This window comes from Lentzea alba (assembly GCF_011067745.1).
In the GTDB taxonomy this organism is placed as follows: domain Bacteria; phylum Actinomycetota; class Actinomycetes; order Mycobacteriales; family Pseudonocardiaceae; genus Lentzea; species Lentzea alba.
Genome location: NZ_JAAMPJ010000006.1, coordinates 549,406 through 565,150, shown reverse-complemented (window position 1 = coordinate 565,150; position 15,745 = coordinate 549,406). Strand labels below are relative to the sequence as shown.

Here is a 15,745-nt window from a genome sequence, read left to right as displayed (position 1 = left end):
CAGGCGAACCTACCGCGCGATCAGGTGCTCATCCAGAACACGGGCCGAGTCGTCGAGCTCGGTGACCTCGGCGGGACGGCGCGCGGAACCGGGACGCGGCGGCCGGACGAACTTGTAGCCGACGTTGCGCACGGTACCGATCAACGCCTCGTGCTCGGGACCGAGCTTGGCGCGCAGCCGTCGCACGTGGACGTCGACCGTCCGGGTGCCGCCGAAGAAGTCGTAGCCCCAGACCTCCTGCAGCAGCTGGGCGCGGGTGAACACCCGGCCGGCGTGCTGCGCGAGGTACTTGAGCAGCTCGAACTCCTTGTAGGTGAGGTCGAGCGGGCGGCCCTTGAGACGCGCGGTGTAGGTGGCCTCGTCGATCACGAGGTCGCCGAGCTGCAGCGCGCCGTCGCCACCGGGCTGGGTCGTGCCGCGGCGCGAGCGGACCAGCCGCAGGCGGGCGTCGACCTCGGCGGGCCCGGAGTTCGGCAGCAGGATCTCGTCGACCGACCAGTCGGAGTTGACGGCGACCAGACCGCCCTCGGTGACGACCGCCACCACGGGCACGTCCACGCCCGACGAGTCGAGCAGGCGGCACAGCGAGCGCGCGCCGACGAGATCGGTGCGGGCGTCGACCAGCACGATGTCGTGGGGACCTGCTTCGAGCAGTGCGGAGACCTCGGGGCGCAGCGGGCGCACGGCGTGCGGGAGCAGCGCCAGCGCGGGCAGAACCGCCTCCGGGTCCGAGTCTGTCGTCAGCAGCAGCACGTCGATGCTCATCGCGGCGCCCTCCTAATCGGCCGTGGTCTGGTCACCTCTGACCAGCACACGGGCGTACGGTGACCGGGCCCCGTTGCCTGCGGATGACGGAGACAATACCTGTGCAACCCCAGAAAGTCCCAGGTCAAGAAGCCGTGCTCACAGTTGTTTCCACAAGCGTCACGCCTGTTACATCCATGTCACATGACGGAGTGCGCCTGCACGGCGTCCACTACAAGAGTGAAAACGACCTCGCTTTCGTTGTGGGACACGGGTTCACGAACAACGTGACCAAGCCGTACGTCTCTCGGGTGCTCGCCCGTTTGGCCACGCACGGCGGTGTCGTCGCGTTCGACTTCCGCGGCCACGGACGCTCCGAAGGACGCTGCACGGTCGGCGCGGACGAGATCCACGACGTGGAAGCCGCCGTCCGAACGGCTCGGTCGCTGGGCTACCGCAAGATCGCCACGGTCGGGTTCTCGATGGGCGCCTCGATCGTCATCCGCCACGCGGCACTGGGGGAGACCAGGCCCGACGCCGTCGTCTCGGTGAGCGGACCGTCCCGCTGGTGGTCCCGCGAGACCGCGCCCATGCGCCGGGTGCACTGGCTGCTGGAGCAGCCACACGGGAAACTGGCGGCACGAGCGATGGGGGTTCGGCTCGGCGACAGCTGGGTACAGACGCCGGAGAGTCCGCTGGAGGTGGTGGCACGCATCACACCCACCCCGCTGCTGATCGTGCACGGTGACCTGGATCACTATTTCAGCGTGGAACACGCCATGTCCCTGCACCGCGCGTCCTTGGGACATGCCGAGCTGTGGATCGAGAGCGGCATGCGGCACGCGGAATCAGCCGCGACTCCAGACCTGGTAGACCGGATGGCGGCATGGATCGCCGGTGAAGTCGAGGACGAGGAATGACTGCGCACACCCCTGCACGGCCGCGAAAGAAGAAGTCCCGGCGCGGCAAGTTCCTCATCATCACCGTGCTGGTGCTGGGCGTGCTGCTGGTGGCGGCGGACTTCGCGCTGGCGGCGGCCGGCGAGTACCAGATCGCCCAGCGGATGCGCGAGAAGCTGCAGCTCAACGAGGACCCGAACGTCCGCATCAACGGGTTCCCGTTCATCCTGCAGGCGTTGCGCGGTGACTACACGCACGTCCGGATCGACGCGCTGGGCGTGCCGATCAAGGACGAGCAGCAGGGCGTCGACCTGCGCGACCTCGACATCGGCGCCGACCTCCGGCACACCCGCGTCGAGCTCGCGGACCTGTTGGCGGGCAACGTCTCCAAGGCGACCATCGACGAGGTCGAGGGCAGCGTCAAGATCAAGGCACCGGACCTGAACCGGCTCGCGAACCAGGTCACGCCGTTCGACAAGCTCTCGATCGAACCGGACAACCGCGTCGCCACGCCGACCCCGGCCGACCCGCTGGCGCCCAAGACCACCGCCGCGATCAAGCTCTCCGGCCAGACCAACGTCGCCGGCAAGGTCGTCACGCTCACCGCGTACGGCCAGATCGCCCTGGTCAGCGGCGCCATCCAGATCAACATCGCCAACATCGAGCTGGACGACATCTCGCTCAACCAGATCGTCCCGCAGCTGCGCCAGGCACTCGCGATCAAGATCGACCCGGGCAAGCTCCCGTTCGGTGTGACGCCTACCGCCGTTGAGGTGGAGAGCGGTGCGTTCAAGCTCACCGGCAAGATCACGGATGTACCGTTGGTCCAACGATGACTGGTGTGTGGGCGCTGCTGGGCGCGCTGGCCGTGGCCGGCGCGATCGGTGTGCTGTTCAAGGTCCGCGAGGGCCGCATCTCCCGCCGGGACTCCTCGGCCGACTCGATGGACCTGCCCGTCCCCGTGCGCGACCTGCTCGCGCCGGGGGTGACGCTGGTCCAGCTCTCCACCACGTTCTGCGCGCCGTGCCGCCACGCGAAGGTGATCCTGCGCGATCTCGCCGACCGCACCGACGGCCTCACCCACGCCGAGTTGGACGTCACCGACCTCCCCGACGTCGCCGCACAGCTCGGCGTCATGCGCACCCCCACGACGTTGGCGCTGACCGCCGACGGCACCGAGGTGTTGCGAGTCGGTGGCGTGCCTAAACGCGACTCGTTGCTGGCGGCCCTGCAGCCGCATTTGCCCTAATCCGGTCGAGTGAACCTGCGTTGTTCCACCAGATGGACATACCTCCCGGACCGAGGGATTGAGGGCTACCCTCGCTGGCATGACCATGCTGCTCACGAAGCGACGCGCGGTTGACCTGTGCCGCGTGCGCAGCAGCCTGTGTCGCACGACGAGCTGATTGGGCTGCTTGACGCCCACAGCTACCTCTGACGGACTGATTTCTCCTCGTCCGAATGCCCGGAGGTCGTCGTGCCCAAAGATGCCCCAGTAGACCCGCGCGGACCGCGCTTCTCCGCCTGGATGACCACCGTCGTCCTGGCCGTCGTGCTGCTCACCGGTTGGTGGCGACTCCTCGCCGCCCAGACGGTGCTCTTCGCGATGTGCGCGTTCATCTCGCTGAAGCTCAACCCGTGGGGTCACGTCTACCGCTACGCGATCCAGCCGAGGATCACCCCGACCACCGAACGCGAAGAGGCCGCACCACTGCGCTTCGCCCAAGGCGTCGGCTTCGTCTTCGCGCTGGTCGGCACCCTCGGCTACGCCACGGGCCTCACCACTCTCGGCATGGTCGCGACCGGCTTCGCACTGATCGCAGCGCTGCTCAACGCCGCGCTCGGCCTGTGCCTCGGGTGCGAGATGTACCTGCTGCTGCGCCGGTACGCACCCGCCCTCGCACGTCCGCAATCGCAATAACGCCCAGTACTACAACAGGAGCAACTTCCCATGAGCCGTGAGAACGTGCTGGTCTCGGCCGCCTGGTCCGAGGAGAACCTCCAGACGCCCGGCGTCGTCTTCGCGGAGGTCGACGAGGACACCACCGCGTACGAAGGCGGTCACATCCCCGGCGCCGTCAAAATCGACTGGAAGAACGAGCTGCAGGACCCGATCCGCCGCGACTTCGTCGACCGCGAGGGCTTCGAGAAGCTGCTCTCCGCCAAGGGCATCTCCAACGACGACCAGGTGATCCTCTACGGCGGCAACAACAACTGGTTCGCCGCCTACGCCTACTGGTACTTCAAGCTCTACGGCCACACCAACGTGAAGCTCCTCGACGGCGGCCGCAAGAAGTGGGAGCTCGACGGCCGCCCCCTGGACAAGGAAGAGGTCACCCGCGCCGCCACCTCTTACCAGGCCCAGGAACAGGACCTCTCGATCCGCGCCTTCCGCGACGAGGTCGTCGACGCCATCGGCAACAAGAACCTGGTCGACGTCCGCTCCCCCGACGAGTTCTCCGGCAAGCTCCTCGCCCCGGCCCACCTCCCGCAGGAACAGGCCCAGCGCGGCGGCCACATCCCCTCGGCCGTGAACGTGCCGTGGTCGAAGGCCGCCAACGAGGACGGCACCTTCAAGTCCGACGAAGAACTCCGCGAAATCTACGCCGAGGCAGGCTTCGACGGCTCCCGCAAGACCATCGCGTACTGCCGCATCGGCGAGCGCTCCTCGCACACCTGGTTCGCCCTGCGCGAGCTGCTCGGCCACGAAGACGTCAAGAACTACGACGGTTCTTGGACGGAGTACGGCTCGCTCGTCGGCGTGCCGATCGAACTCGGTTCCGGCAAGGAGGCCTGATCATCATGACCAACGGCTGCGGCGCGCCCGCCCAGGGCGGCACCATCGAGTCCGACACGACCGAAACGGTCCTGGAGGGCAAGGTCCTCAACGAGGGCACCCCAGTGGGCGGCGCCTTCGTGCGCCTGCTCGACTCGACCGGCGAGTTCACCGCCGAGGTGGTCTCCTCCCCGGAGGGCGACTTCCGCTTCTTCGCGGCCCCCGGCACCTGGACCGTCCGCGCACTGCACCGCACCGGCAACGGCCAGGCCGACGTCTCGGCGTCCGGCCCCGGCGTCCACGCCGTGGAAATCGCGGTCGCCTGACCCAGCAGGTAAAACGAAGCCCCCGCCGGTGAAACCGGCGGGGGCTTCCGCGTATGCGGCGAAATCAAGCCGATGGCGAAGCCCGAGGCGCTCTTGCCTGAAACGGAGGTCCCGGTGTCCTCCACCACCACAACCCTGCACGTCATCCCACCCGAGATATCCTCTACGCCGTGGAACACATCTTCACCGGACTCCTGGTCCTAGTGACAATCGCGGTCATGTGGTTCGCGGCCTACGTCGTGTACCGCCTCTACTCCGACCAGCGATGACCAGCACCCCGACCCCGGGCAGCGGCGACGAGGCCATCCGCCTGGCCGAAGAACGAGCCGCCTCGACCCGCGAGCGCAACCTCCCGCAGTTCACCGACATGCCCATCCAGGGCGACACGGCGAACCTGCGGGAAGGCGCCGACCTCAACGACGCCCTCCTGGGAGTCCTCCCTCTGGTGGGGGTCTGGAGAGGCGAGGGAGAGATCGTCTACCCGACGATCGAGGGCCCGTTCCGCTTCGGCCAGCAGATCACGTTCGCCCACGACGGCCGCCCGTTCCTCATCTACGAGGCCCGCTCGTGGCTGCTCAACGAGGCCGGCGAAGTGATCCGCCCTGCGGCACGCGAGCAGGGCTTCTGGCGTCCCCAGCAGGACGACACCATCGAGCTGCTGCTGACGCACAACACGGGCATCGTCGAGCTGTACTACGGCAAGGTGCGCACGCAGACGTCGTGGGAGTTCGAGTCGGATGCGATCATCCGCTCCGCCACGGCCAAGGACGTCCAGGCTTCGCAGCGCCTCTACGGCATCGTCAACAACGGCGACCTCGCGTACGTCGAGGAGCGCGCGATGGTGGGCCAGCCGTTGCAGCCGCACGCGTCCGCGCACCTCAAGCGCGTCGTCGGCTAGTTCGTTCGCACCCGATTGTTCAACGATCCTTCGATCCACGGTAAGGATTGTTGAACGATCGGTGTGTCGGATTGTTCAACAATCCCACGATTCCCCGTAGCATGTGCCCATGCTGCTACGGCGCTGCGGAACCGATGCGCTCCTGGTCGAGGTCGACTCGCTGACCGAGGTGGCGGCCGTCCGCGCAGCCCTCCAAGGAATCCACGGCGTCGAGGAACTGGTGCCGGCCGCCCGGACAGTGCTGGTCAAGGGCGCTCTTCAACAGGTCAGGGACGCCCTCAAGGACATCGACCTCACCAAGGCGCCGGCAACGCACCCGCGCGAGATCACCGTCCCCGTCATCTACGACGGCCCGGACCTCGACCTGGTCGCGGAAACAGCGCAGACAACACCGGACGGGGTCGTGAAGCTCCACACCGAGGCCACCTACGAAGTGGCGTTCTGCGGCTTCGCCCCGGGATTCGCGTACCTCACAGGGCTGCCGAAGCAACTCCAGCAGCCACGCCTCGACTCCCCGCGCACGAAGGTCCCGCAGGGCTCGGTCGGCATCGCGGGCGAGTTCACCGCCGCCTACCCCAGGGCGACACCGGGCGGCTGGCGGTTGATCGGCCGGACCGAGATCGCCCTGTTCGACCCCAAGGCCGACGTCCCCGCGTTCCTGCAGCCCGGTGACCAGGTCAGGTTCGTGATCGCATGACCAGAACCGTCACGATCCTCCGCACCGGTCCGCAGGCCCTGATCCAGGACCTCGGCCGGCCGGGCAACGCGCACCTCGGCGTCCCGCCCTCCGGCGCGGTGGATCCGCACTCACTGACCCTGGCCAACCGGCTCGTCGGCAACGACGAAACCGCGGCCGGGCTCGAGCTCCTGCTGGGCGGCGCCCACATCCGCGCCGAGGTGTCCTGCACGATCGCCGTCACCGGACCGGGTGTCGAGGTCCGCATCGACGGCAGGCTCGCCGATTCACACCAACCGTTGCACCTGAAGCAGAACGCCACCCTGGAGATCGGCACTCCCGACACCGGACTGCGGACGTACGTGGCGATCTCCGGCGGCATCCAGACCCCGGAAGAACTCGGCAGCCGCTCCACCGACCTGCTCTCCGGAATCGGTCCAGACCCGTTGCGGGACAACGACGTTCTCACGCTCGGCCCACCGAAGCCGGCGAACGGCGCGGACGTGGTGCCACCGATCCGGATCCTGCAAACGTTGGTCATCCCGATCAGGCTCGGCCCACGCGACGACTGGTTCGACGACGCGGAAACCCAGCTGCGGCAAGGAAGTTGGACCGTGTCCGACCGCAGCAACCGAGTCGGCGCACGACTGCAGGGCACGAAGCTGAATCGTCGCGACGGGGAGATTCCCAGCGAGGGGATGATCACCGGCGCGGTTCAGGTGCCGCCGGACGGGCAGCCCGTGGTCTTCCTGAACGATCACCCGACGACCGGCGGCTACCCCGTCATCGGGGTCGTCGACTGCGATCACCTGCGGTTTCTCGGCCAGGCCCGGCCTGGCACGCGCATCCGGTTCCGCCCGATCGACTGAGGGCCAGAGCGTTGACGGAAGTGGTCCAGACCAAATAACGTAACCGGCAGGCCGCCGCGGACCTCTACCAATCTGGAGTTCCGCATGCGCCGAATCCCTGCCCTGCTGGCGGTTTTGGTCGCTGTGCTCGCCCTGGCGGTCCCCGCACGGGCTGCCACGGGCATCACCGCGACCTTCTCCCGCACCGGCACGAGTGGCAAGTTCGTGGTCGCCAACGCGTCCACGACCGCGCTCAACGGGTGGTCGATCAAGTTCGACCTGCCGGCCGGTGTCACGGTCGGCAACGTCCAGAACGCGACGACCACCCAGAACGGCACGCGAGTGACGCTCACTCCGGCCTTCTACATCAACAACCTTCCGCCGGGACGCAACACCGAGCCGTACAGCCCGACGTTCACGTTGAGCACCGCGGCCGACCCGACCACCTGCACGATCAACAACATGGCCTGCGACGGCAGCGGCGATCCACCGCCCGCGCCGACCGGTCTCACCGCTGACTACTCGGTCACCGGCGGCACGGCGAAGTTCATCGTGCGCAACCACACCACCGCCGCCATCACTGACTGGTCGATCACCGTCACGCTGCCCAACAGCGTGACGGTCGGCAACGGCCAGAACGGCACGGTCAGCCAGAGCGGCAACCAGGTCACGGTCACCCCTGTCCACTACAACAAGACCGTGGCCGCGGGTGGCAGCACGGAGCCCTACAGCCCGACGTTCTCGATCAGTCAGAACGTCGACCCGGTGACCTGCCGCATCAACAACGCGAACTGCGACGGCAGCGCGGACACTCCGCCCAGCGCCCCAACGGGTCTGGCCTCACCGACCAAGACCACGCGCACGGTGTCGTTGCAGTGGAACGCCTCCACGGCAGGCTCGCTGCCGATCGCGGATTACGAGGTCTACCACGGCTCCACGCTCGCGACGAGCAGCACGACCACGTCCGCGATCGTCGCCGGCCTGAACCCGAACACCTCCTACTCGTTCACCGTGAAAGCCAAGGACACCAAGGGAACCCTGTCCGCGGCCAGCGCGGCACTGAGCGTCACGACCAACAACCCCGCCGACGACACCACGCCACCCACCGCACCGGGCAACCTGCGCGCCACAGCGAAGGACGCGGGCAGCATCACGTTGGCCTGGAACGCTTCCACCGACAACCGGGGCGTCGCGAACTACGACGTCTACGTCGGCTCGACCGTGAAGACGACGGTCTCCGGCACGTCGACAACAGTGAGCGGCCTCGCGCCGTCCACGAGCTACACCTTCACCGTCAGGGCGCGCGACATCTACGACAACGTGTCCGCAGCGAGCAACGCGTTGACCGAACGCACCAGTGACATCGTCGGCGGCTACGCCCGTGTCGGGTACTTCGTGCAGTGGGGCATCTACGGACGCCAGTACTTCGTGAAGGACATGGACGCCGCGAAGCTGACCCACGTCAACTACGCGTTCGGCAACATCGATCCCGTCAACCTGACGTGTCTGCACGGCGTCACGAAGGGCACGAGCCCGAACCCGCAGGACCCGAACCAGGGTGACGGCGCGGGCGACGCCGAAGCCGACTACAGCAGGCCGATGAGCGCGGCGCAGTCCGTCGACGGGGTCGCCGACAGCGGCTGGGAACCGTTGCGCGGCAACTACAACCAGCTCCGCAAGCTCAAGGCGAAGTTCCCGGCCCTCAAGGTGCTGATCTCGCTCGGCGGCTGGACGTACTCGAAGTACTTCTCCGACGTCGCGGCGACCGACGCGTCCCGCAAGAAGTTCGTGTCGTCGTGCATCGACATCTACCTCAAGGGCAACCTGCCCGTCTACAACGGCGCGGGCGGCCCCGGCACGGCGGCGGGCATCTTCGACGGCTTCGACCTCGACTGGGAATGGCCGGGAGCGGAAGGCCACGCGGGCAACCACTTCGGCCCCCAGGACAAGGTCAACAACTCCCTGTTGATCGAGGAGTTCCGCCGGCAGATCGACGCGTACGGCGCCACGACCGGCAAGCGCTACCAGCTCACCGCGTTCACCCCGGCCGACCCGGCCAAGATCGCGGCGGGCTGGGAGCTCGCGCGGGTCGCGCAGTCGATGGACATCTTCAACGTGCAGGGCTACGACTTCCACGGCTCCGGCAGCGACAACTCGTGGGAGCCGAACCGCACCGGCCACCAGGGCAACCTGTACCCGGACCCGGACGACCCGTACCCGTTCCACTTCAGCGTGGAGAACACGGTGAACGAGTACCTCGACGCCGGGGTGCCGTCGCGCAAGATCACGCTCGGGCTCGCGTTCTACGGCCGCGGCTGGCAGAACGTGACCAACGGCGGCAAGAACGGTGAGTGGCAGGCCGCGGGTGGTGCGGCGCCGGGCCAGTTCCCGGAGGAGGCGGGCACGCGCGGGTACGCCAACCTCGTCGCGTCCGTGCCGAACTGCACCGTCTTCCACGACGAGGTGGCCGTGGCGACGTCCTGCTACACCGGCAACCAGTGGTGGACCTTCGACGACGCGTGGTCGATCCAGCGCAAGACCGCGTGGCTGAAGTCGAAGAACCTGCTGGGCGCGATGTTCTGGGAGATGTCGGGTGACCGCGGCCCTCTTATGGCCGCGGTAGACGCCGGACTCCGCTAAAAACTGCCATGGGGGGCACATTCATGGACCTGAGGTCCATGAATGTGCCCCCCATGGACTCAGTACTCGGACTCGTAGAGGCCCTGGAGTTCGGTGAGCAGGGTGGAGGAGTCCGGGAGTTGCTTGCCGTCCAGCGTGTGCACCCGCGTGATCTTGCGGACGCTGGACGCGAGGAACACGCCCTCGGCGTCGTAGAGCTCGCTGGTCTGAATCGGCTCCACGAGCACGGTCCAGCCGGCGCGCTCGGCGGCGCGGAACAACGCGTACTGGGTGGTGCCGGGCAGGATGCCGAGCTTCGACGGCGGCGTCACCAGCGTCTTGCCGCGGACCAGAACCACGGTCGAGGTCGGGCCCTCGAGCACCGACCCGCTGGAGGTCGTGAAGATGACCTCGACGGCGCCGCGGCGCTCGGCCTCGCGAATCGCGGCCATGTTGATCGCGTACGACAACGACTTGGCGCCCAGCAGCAGCCACGGCGCCCGGTCGGCGAGGTCCGGCTCGATGCCGCGGTCCAGAGTCACCGCGGACAGGCCCTCAGCGCGCTGCTTGAGCACCTTCGCGCCGATCTCCATGCCGAGCGCGAACCCGGTGCCGGTGCCGTCGCCGCCCTCGATGCCGCGGGTGTAGACGAGCTTGAGGGCGAACTCCCGGCCGCCGGCCCAGTTGCCGATGACGAGCTCGACCGCGCGCTCGAACTCCGCGCGCGGCGGTGCGGGCATGTCGAGCATGGCCGCGGACCGGTCGAGCCGGTCCAGGTGCGGTGTGAGTTCGCGGGGCTTCCCGTCGACCACGAGGATCGTTTCGAACACGCCGTCACCGCGCATGAGCCCGAGGTCGTCGACGCGGATCAGCGGCGAGTCGGGGTCAGCGAGGGTTCCGTCGAGCAGTGCCAGCACGCGCATGCGACGAGCCTACTAACATCGGTGATGTGGAGACCGCAAGAGGCCTGCGCAAAACGCTGCACGACCGCGGCATGCGGATGACGCCGCAGCGCCAGCTCGTGCTGGACGCGGTCAGGTCGCTGGAGCATTCGACGCCCGAGCAGATCTGCCAGCGCGTCCAGGAGACCGCGCCGACGGTCAACATCACGACGATCTACCGCACGCTCGACCTGCTGGACCGGCTCGGGCTGGTGCGGCACACGCACCTGGGCCACGGCGCGCCGAGCTACTCGGTCGACGACCACCAGCACGTGCACCTCGTGTGCCACGTGTGCGGTCGGATCGACGAGATCCCGTGTGAGCTTCTCGACCCGTTGGTCGGAACATTGCGGGCGCGTGACGGGTTCGAACTGGATGCAAGCCATCTCGCGCTGTCCGGCACGTGCCGCGACTGTTTGAAGCAGGAGCAGGAGACCGAGTGACCCTCCCAGGAGCCGTCCCGCCGCCAGACGATTCCACCGATGCCGGCGTCGCCTGGCACTACGGAGACCCGTTCGCCGAACAGCGTTCGGCCGCCCGTTCGGTGGTGGTCGTCGACCGCTCGAACCGCGGCGTCATCGCGGTCCCTGGCGAGGACCGGCTCACGTGGCTGCACCAGCTCACCAGCCAGCACTTCGAGCAGCTCGGCGAGAACGCGCACACCGAGGCGCTGATCCTCGACGCGCAGGGCCGGCTCGAACACCACATGGTCGTCGCGAACGTCGGCGGCACGGTGTTCCTGGACGTCGAGAAGGTCGACGACCTGCTGGCGTACCTGAAGAAGATGGTCTTCTGGTCCAAGGTCGAGCCGCGCGACGCCACGGCCGAGTTCGCGCTGTTGTCGATCGTCGGACCGGACGCGGTCGCGCTGCTGGAGAAGCTGGACGTCCCGGTGCCCGCCGCCGTCGAGCCGCTGGGTGACGGGTTCGTGCGCCGCACGTCGTGGCCTGGTCAGAGCTCGTTCGACCTGCTGGTGCCGCGTGCCGAACGCGAGCAGTGGTGGCAGCGGATCACCGACGCGGGCGCGCGGCCGGCGGGCAGCTTCGCGTTCGAGGCGCTGCGGGTCGAGGCACTGCGGCCGCGCCAGGGCGTCGACACCGACGAGCGCACGATCCCGCACGAGGTCAACCTGATCGACCCGGCCGTGCACCTGAGCAAGGGCTGCTACCGGGGCCAGGAGACGGTCGCGAAGGTCCACAACGTGGGCCGTCCGCCGCGCCGGATGCTCCTACTCCACCTGGATGGTTCTGCGGACGCCCAGCCGGAGACCGGTGACCCGGTCACGCTGGACGGGCGCGCGGTCGGCCGGGTGGGCAGCGTGGTGCTGCACCACGAGCTCGGCCCGATCGCGTTGGCGCTGGTCAAGCGCTCTGTGCCGGTGGATTCCGACCTCGTCGCCGGGGCCCCGGAAAGGGAAGTTCAGGCACGAATCGACCCCGACTCGGTGCCGCCGGACACCCCCGGTCTGGGCCGGGAAGCCGTTCGCAACCTGCGGGGATGAACCCCTAGAGTCCCGAGCTATGTCCTTGGGCACTCTCATCACGGTCGCTCCCACCGGAGCGGAGCACGCCAAAGCCGACGTCCCGCAGCTTCCAGTGACCCTGGAAGAGCTGGTCTCGACGGCGCAGAGCTGCGAGCAGGTCGGCGCGGCGATGATCCACGTCCACATCCGCGGCGAGGACACCAAGCCGTCGCTGGACCTCGGTCGGCTGAAGGCCACCGTCGAGGCTCTGCGCTCCGAGACCAACCTCGTCGTGCAGCTCTCGACCGGCGGGTCGGTGCACGACCCTGAGGAGAACCGGCTGCGCGTGCTCGACGCGATGCCGGACTCGGCGTCCTGCACGATGGGCACCGTCAACTTCGGTGACGACGTGTTCATGAACCGCTGGGAGTTCATCGTCTCCCTGCACAAGGGCATGCAGGAACGCGGCATCGTGCCGGAGTACGAGATCTTCGACATCGGTCAGCTGGCGTCGTTGAAGCGCCTGCTGGACCAGCACGGCCTGCCCGCGGGCGGGCACGTGCACGTCGACTTCGTGATGGGCGTGCCCGGCGGCATGCCCGGCGACGCCGCCACTCTGGTCGCAGCAGCGAACGCTCTGCCAGAAGGGGCAACCTTTTCCGCCACCGGGATCGGCCGGACCACTTTGCCGGTGATGTTCACCGCACTGGGTGCGGGTGGCCACCTCCGAGTGGGTATGGAAGACACGATCAGTTACTCACGTGGTGTGCCCGTGCGGGACAACGCACAGCTCGTAGCGCGCGCGGCAGGTCTGGCGAAGATCGCTCAACGGCCTGCTTTGTCGCCAGATGAGACGCGGAAGCTCCTGGGCGTGCACATTTGAGACACGTTTGGTGCATGGGATGTGTTGGCGGGTGAGGAGGATCTACCGCAGGATGGACACGTGATCGAGGTGCGTCCTGGCGGGCGCCGCCGAATCGACCGGGTGCTCGCCCCCGACTACACGGAGGGCGTCGAGCAGCGCCCGCTCGTCGAGGTGCGCGAACTCCGCGACGAGGCAGCGCAGGAAGAGACCGACCTGTCTTACCTGCGGCGGCTGTTGCACGCGCGGATCGACATCGTGCGGGCGGAACAGGAGCGCCGCAGTTCCGGCGGTTCGGCGGTGGTCGAGCAACTGGCCACGATCCTGTCCACGAACGCCGTTGGGCCGGCGACCGGTCTGGGCCGGTACCAGACCCATGAGCCGTCACGGGCTGATGCACACCAACGGCACGTCGAGGCGCTCGTCTCCGACGTGGACCTCTCCGACGTGAGCAAGTTGTCCGACGATCGCCTCGGCGAGGCGTTGGAGATCTTCATCTCGGAAGAGGCCTCGGTGTCGGTGCGGCGCCGTGAGGTGCAGGTGGTCGTGGACAAGCTCAACGCCGAGATCGCCTCGCGCTACCAGCGCGGGAGCGCGTCGGTGGACGAGCTGCTGGCGGCCGAGCGCGGACACCACCGCAGGAAGAGCTGACTCCCACATTCTGGGACGGTCGTTCCACTTTCTGAGCAGCGGACCTAGCGTGCCCTCATGGGGTATCGCTGGGTCGTGCTGTCCGTCGGAGCCTTGGCGCAGGGCACGAACGCGGCCGTCTTCCTCGGTCTGCCCGCGATCAGCCCTCAGCTGCAACAGCACTTCTCGCTGACGTTGCCCCAGGTCGGGTTGCTTCTCGGTGCCGTCAACCTGGGCACGATGATCGCCCTCGTGCCGTGGGGAGTCGTCGCGGACCGACGCGGTGAACGGCTCGTCATGACCATCGGTGGCCTCGGGGCCGCCGTCTGCCTGCTCGCCGCCGCGTTGGGCAACGCCTGGATCGCCGGACTCGCGCTGCTCGGCGCCGGGTTGTTCGGAGCGAGCGTCAACGCGGCCAGCGGCCGCGCGGTCATGTCCTGGTTCAGCAAGGGGTCACGCGGCCTCGCTATGGGCGTCCGCCAGACGGCGACCCCACTTGGAGCAGCCCTGACCGCGGCCTTCCTGCCCGGCATCGCGATCACGGCCGGCGTCCCCACCGCGTTCGTCGTGCTGGCCGGCGTCACGGCGTTCGTGGCGCTCGCCGTGGCGGTGCTCGTCCGCGAACCACCGGGTGCGGTCCGGGCGAGTTCCGAGCACGGTCTGGTGCTCAAGGACCCCAAGCTGCTGCGGCTGTCGGTCGCCAGCGGGCTGCTGGTGGTTCCCCAGTTCACCGCCACCGCACTGCTGGTGCCCCTCCTGCACGAGCACCGCGGCATGAGCGTCACGGCGGCCGCGGCGGTCTTCGCCATCGCCCAGGTGCTCGGCGGGGCCGGGCGGCTGGCGGTCGGCGTGTGGTCGGACCGGGTGCGCAGCCGGACCGGGCCACTCAAGATCGTGTCGATCATCACAGCAGCTGGGTTCGTGCTGGTCGCGGCGCTGGATCAGGCGCCGTTGCCGCTGCTCATCGCCGCACTGGTACCGACCAGCATGTTCGCCCTGTGCTGGAACGGGCTGGCGGTCACCGAGGCCGGTGAGCTCGCGCCGGACGGTCGCAGCGCCACCGCGATCGGGATGCAGAACTCGGCGAACTACCTCAGCGCCGCGACGACCCCGTTCCTCGCGAGCTTCGTCGCGGTGCACGTGGCCTGGCCTGCGGCAATGGTGCTGGCAGCGGCGGCGGCCGTGACCGCCCGCTTGCTGCTTCAGCCGTGGCGTTCCCGGCGGGCCAGCTCGCCCCAGAACTCGCGCAGCGTCTCGTAGCGCAACGCCACCTCCTCGGCGTCGCCCGCCTCGAGCGCGTCGACGATGGCGTTCACGTCGGCCGCCGAGGAGTCCTCCAGCAGGTCCTTGTCCTCCAGCAGCTGCACCAGGCCGCCGTAGTCGAGCTCGACCGCCGAGTGCGGGTGGAAGTGCTCCAGCCAGCGGCCGGTGTCGGCGAGGACCGTGGCAGGGCCCTCGTCGCCCAGCGAGTTCTTCACGACCTTGAGCGCCCGTGCGACACGGCGACGGGCGTCGGCCATCGCGACGCGCCACGACACCTGGCGTTCCGGGTCGTCCTGGGCGCTGGCCAGCACCACGCGGCGCTGGGCCGGGTCGACGAGGGCGAACCACGGCAGCGGCACGGTCCAGGTCGTGGAGATGACGTGGACGGCCCCTGCCGACAGTTCCGCCATCACGGCTGACGCGCGCGCTCGGACCGTTTCGGGAGCAACGTTGAGGGCCTCGTCCTGGAGGATCGGCGGAGCAGAGGCCAGGAAGCCCACCAGAGCCGCCGCGGAGCGCGCCCTGAGGTCGAGGGGGCAGACGAGAGGCCCTGGGCCGACACGCGCGGCGTCAGAGGTCGGAACCTCGGCGGGGCTGATCGTCATCACGTCGAACGACTCGCCCGGGAGGAGCTTTTGTCCCAACTGTGATCGCAACCACAGCTCGCGTTCCCAGTCGCCGACCTCCGCACGGGGGACAGGGCCGTTTTCCAGGGCTTTTCGGACCTTGTCCGCTAGCGGTGCGTCCAATACCGATAACGGTTCGTACACCCGTAGGTAGGCGACGAACGGTCTGGGCACC

The 15,745-nt window shown here is 68.3% G+C and carries 19 protein-coding genes; 16 read left to right on the top strand and 3 right to left on the bottom strand.

Features of this window, described 5'->3' with window-relative positions:
- Positions 1 to 9: 9 nt before the first annotated feature.
- Positions 10 to 765: a response regulator transcription factor gene (locus tag G7043_RS24860; RefSeq protein ID WP_242642579.1), complete on the bottom strand. Its 756-nt coding sequence runs from the start codon at positions 763 to 765 to the stop codon at positions 10 to 12.
- A gap of 176 nt (positions 766 to 941) precedes the next feature.
- Here G7043_RS24860 and G7043_RS24855 point away from each other — a divergent pair, with 176 nt between their 5' ends.
- The 11 genes from G7043_RS24855 to G7043_RS24810 all read left to right on the top strand — a co-directional run bounded on the left by G7043_RS24855 (position 942) and on the right by G7043_RS24810 (position 9,807).
- Complete coding sequence (locus tag G7043_RS24855) at positions 942 to 1,664, top strand: alpha/beta hydrolase family protein (RefSeq protein ID WP_242642578.1); 723 nt, start codon at positions 942 to 944, stop codon at positions 1,662 to 1,664.
- Complete coding sequence (locus G7043_RS24850; RefSeq protein ID WP_166049281.1) at positions 1,661 to 2,479, top strand: LmeA family phospholipid-binding protein; 819 nt, start codon at positions 1,661 to 1,663, stop codon at positions 2,477 to 2,479. Before G7043_RS24855 ends, G7043_RS24850 begins: the two co-directional genes overlap by 4 nt.
- Positions 2,476 to 2,892: a thioredoxin family protein gene (locus tag G7043_RS24845; protein ID WP_166049279.1), complete on the top strand. Its 417-nt coding sequence runs from the start codon at positions 2,476 to 2,478 to the stop codon at positions 2,890 to 2,892. Before G7043_RS24850 ends, G7043_RS24845 begins: the two co-directional genes overlap by 4 nt.
- 79 nt (positions 2,893 to 2,971) lie before the next feature.
- Positions 2,972 to 3,049, top strand: coding sequence for a putative leader peptide (locus tag G7043_RS50430; protein WP_352235731.1), 78 nt, complete (start codon positions 2,972 to 2,974; stop codon positions 3,047 to 3,049).
- Positions 3,050 to 3,120: 71 nt separating this feature from the next.
- Positions 3,121 to 3,564: a DUF4395 domain-containing protein gene (locus tag G7043_RS24840; RefSeq protein WP_166049277.1), complete on the top strand. Its 444-nt coding sequence runs from the start codon at positions 3,121 to 3,123 to the stop codon at positions 3,562 to 3,564.
- A gap of 30 nt (positions 3,565 to 3,594) precedes the next feature.
- Positions 3,595 to 4,440, top strand: a complete 846-nt coding sequence (locus G7043_RS24835; RefSeq protein WP_166049275.1) for a sulfurtransferase — start codon at positions 3,595 to 3,597, stop codon at positions 4,438 to 4,440.
- A gap of 5 nt (positions 4,441 to 4,445) precedes the next feature.
- Entirely contained in the window at positions 4,446 to 4,745 is a 300-nt protein-coding gene (locus G7043_RS24830; RefSeq protein ID WP_166049273.1) for a DUF1416 domain-containing protein, read from the top strand.
- A 265-nt stretch (positions 4,746 to 5,010) separates the two neighbouring features.
- A complete protein-coding gene (locus tag G7043_RS24825) occupies positions 5,011 to 5,643 on the top strand; it encodes an FABP family protein (protein WP_166049271.1) in 633 nt (210 codons plus the stop codon).
- 109 nt (positions 5,644 to 5,752) lie between these two features.
- The gene (gene pxpB, locus G7043_RS24820; RefSeq protein ID WP_166049269.1) at positions 5,753 to 6,340 is read left to right on the top strand and encodes a 5-oxoprolinase subunit PxpB; all 588 of its coding nucleotides are present in this window, start codon (positions 5,753 to 5,755) and stop codon (positions 6,338 to 6,340) included.
- A complete protein-coding gene (locus G7043_RS24815; RefSeq protein WP_166049267.1) occupies positions 6,337 to 7,188 on the top strand; it encodes a 5-oxoprolinase subunit C family protein in 852 nt (283 codons plus the stop codon). The genes pxpB and G7043_RS24815 overlap by 4 nt, the downstream gene beginning before the upstream one ends.
- Positions 7,189 to 7,272: 84 nt before the next feature.
- Complete coding sequence (locus G7043_RS24810; RefSeq protein WP_166049265.1) at positions 7,273 to 9,807, top strand: glycosyl hydrolase family 18 protein; 2,535 nt, start codon at positions 7,273 to 7,275, stop codon at positions 9,805 to 9,807.
- 59 nt (positions 9,808 to 9,866) lie between these two features.
- Here the strand turns inward: G7043_RS24810 and G7043_RS24805 are convergent, their stop codons facing one another.
- Positions 9,867 to 10,709, bottom strand: a complete 843-nt coding sequence (locus G7043_RS24805; protein ID WP_166049263.1) for an aminodeoxychorismate lyase — start codon at positions 10,707 to 10,709, stop codon at positions 9,867 to 9,869.
- Between the two features lie 71 nt (positions 10,710 to 10,780).
- Here G7043_RS24805 and G7043_RS24800 point away from each other — a divergent pair, with 71 nt between their 5' ends.
- Genes G7043_RS24800 through G7043_RS24780 form a run of 5 tightly spaced genes read left to right on the top strand, consistent with a single transcriptional unit; the run spans position 10,781 to position 14,941 of the window.
- Positions 10,781 to 11,170 carry a Fur family transcriptional regulator gene (locus G7043_RS24800; protein ID WP_166049435.1) on the top strand — a complete coding sequence of 130 codons (390 nt, stop codon included), beginning with the start codon at positions 10,781 to 10,783 and terminating at the stop codon, positions 11,168 to 11,170.
- Complete coding sequence (gene ygfZ, locus G7043_RS24795) at positions 11,167 to 12,228, top strand: CAF17-like 4Fe-4S cluster assembly/insertion protein YgfZ (protein WP_166049261.1); 1,062 nt, start codon at positions 11,167 to 11,169, stop codon at positions 12,226 to 12,228. Before G7043_RS24800 ends, ygfZ begins: the two co-directional genes overlap by 4 nt.
- A 19-nt stretch (positions 12,229 to 12,247) precedes the next feature.
- A complete protein-coding gene (locus tag G7043_RS24790; RefSeq protein ID WP_166049258.1) occupies positions 12,248 to 13,072 on the top strand; it encodes a BKACE family enzyme in 825 nt (274 codons plus the stop codon).
- 60 nt (positions 13,073 to 13,132) lie between these two features.
- Entirely contained in the window at positions 13,133 to 13,702 is a 570-nt protein-coding gene (locus tag G7043_RS24785) for an RsiG family protein (RefSeq protein WP_166049256.1), read from the top strand.
- A 57-nt stretch (positions 13,703 to 13,759) separates the two neighbouring features.
- On the top strand, positions 13,760 to 14,941 hold the full coding sequence (locus G7043_RS24780) for an MFS transporter (protein ID WP_166049254.1): 1,182 nt from the start codon (positions 13,760 to 13,762) through the stop codon (positions 14,939 to 14,941).
- On the opposite strand, the gene G7043_RS24775 is transcribed toward G7043_RS24780, so the two are convergent.
- A complete protein-coding gene (locus tag G7043_RS24775) occupies positions 14,884 to 15,744 on the bottom strand; it encodes a hypothetical protein (RefSeq protein ID WP_166049252.1) in 861 nt (286 codons plus the stop codon). The genes G7043_RS24780 and G7043_RS24775 overlap by 58 nt on opposite strands.
- Position 15,745: the final 1 nt, after the last annotated feature.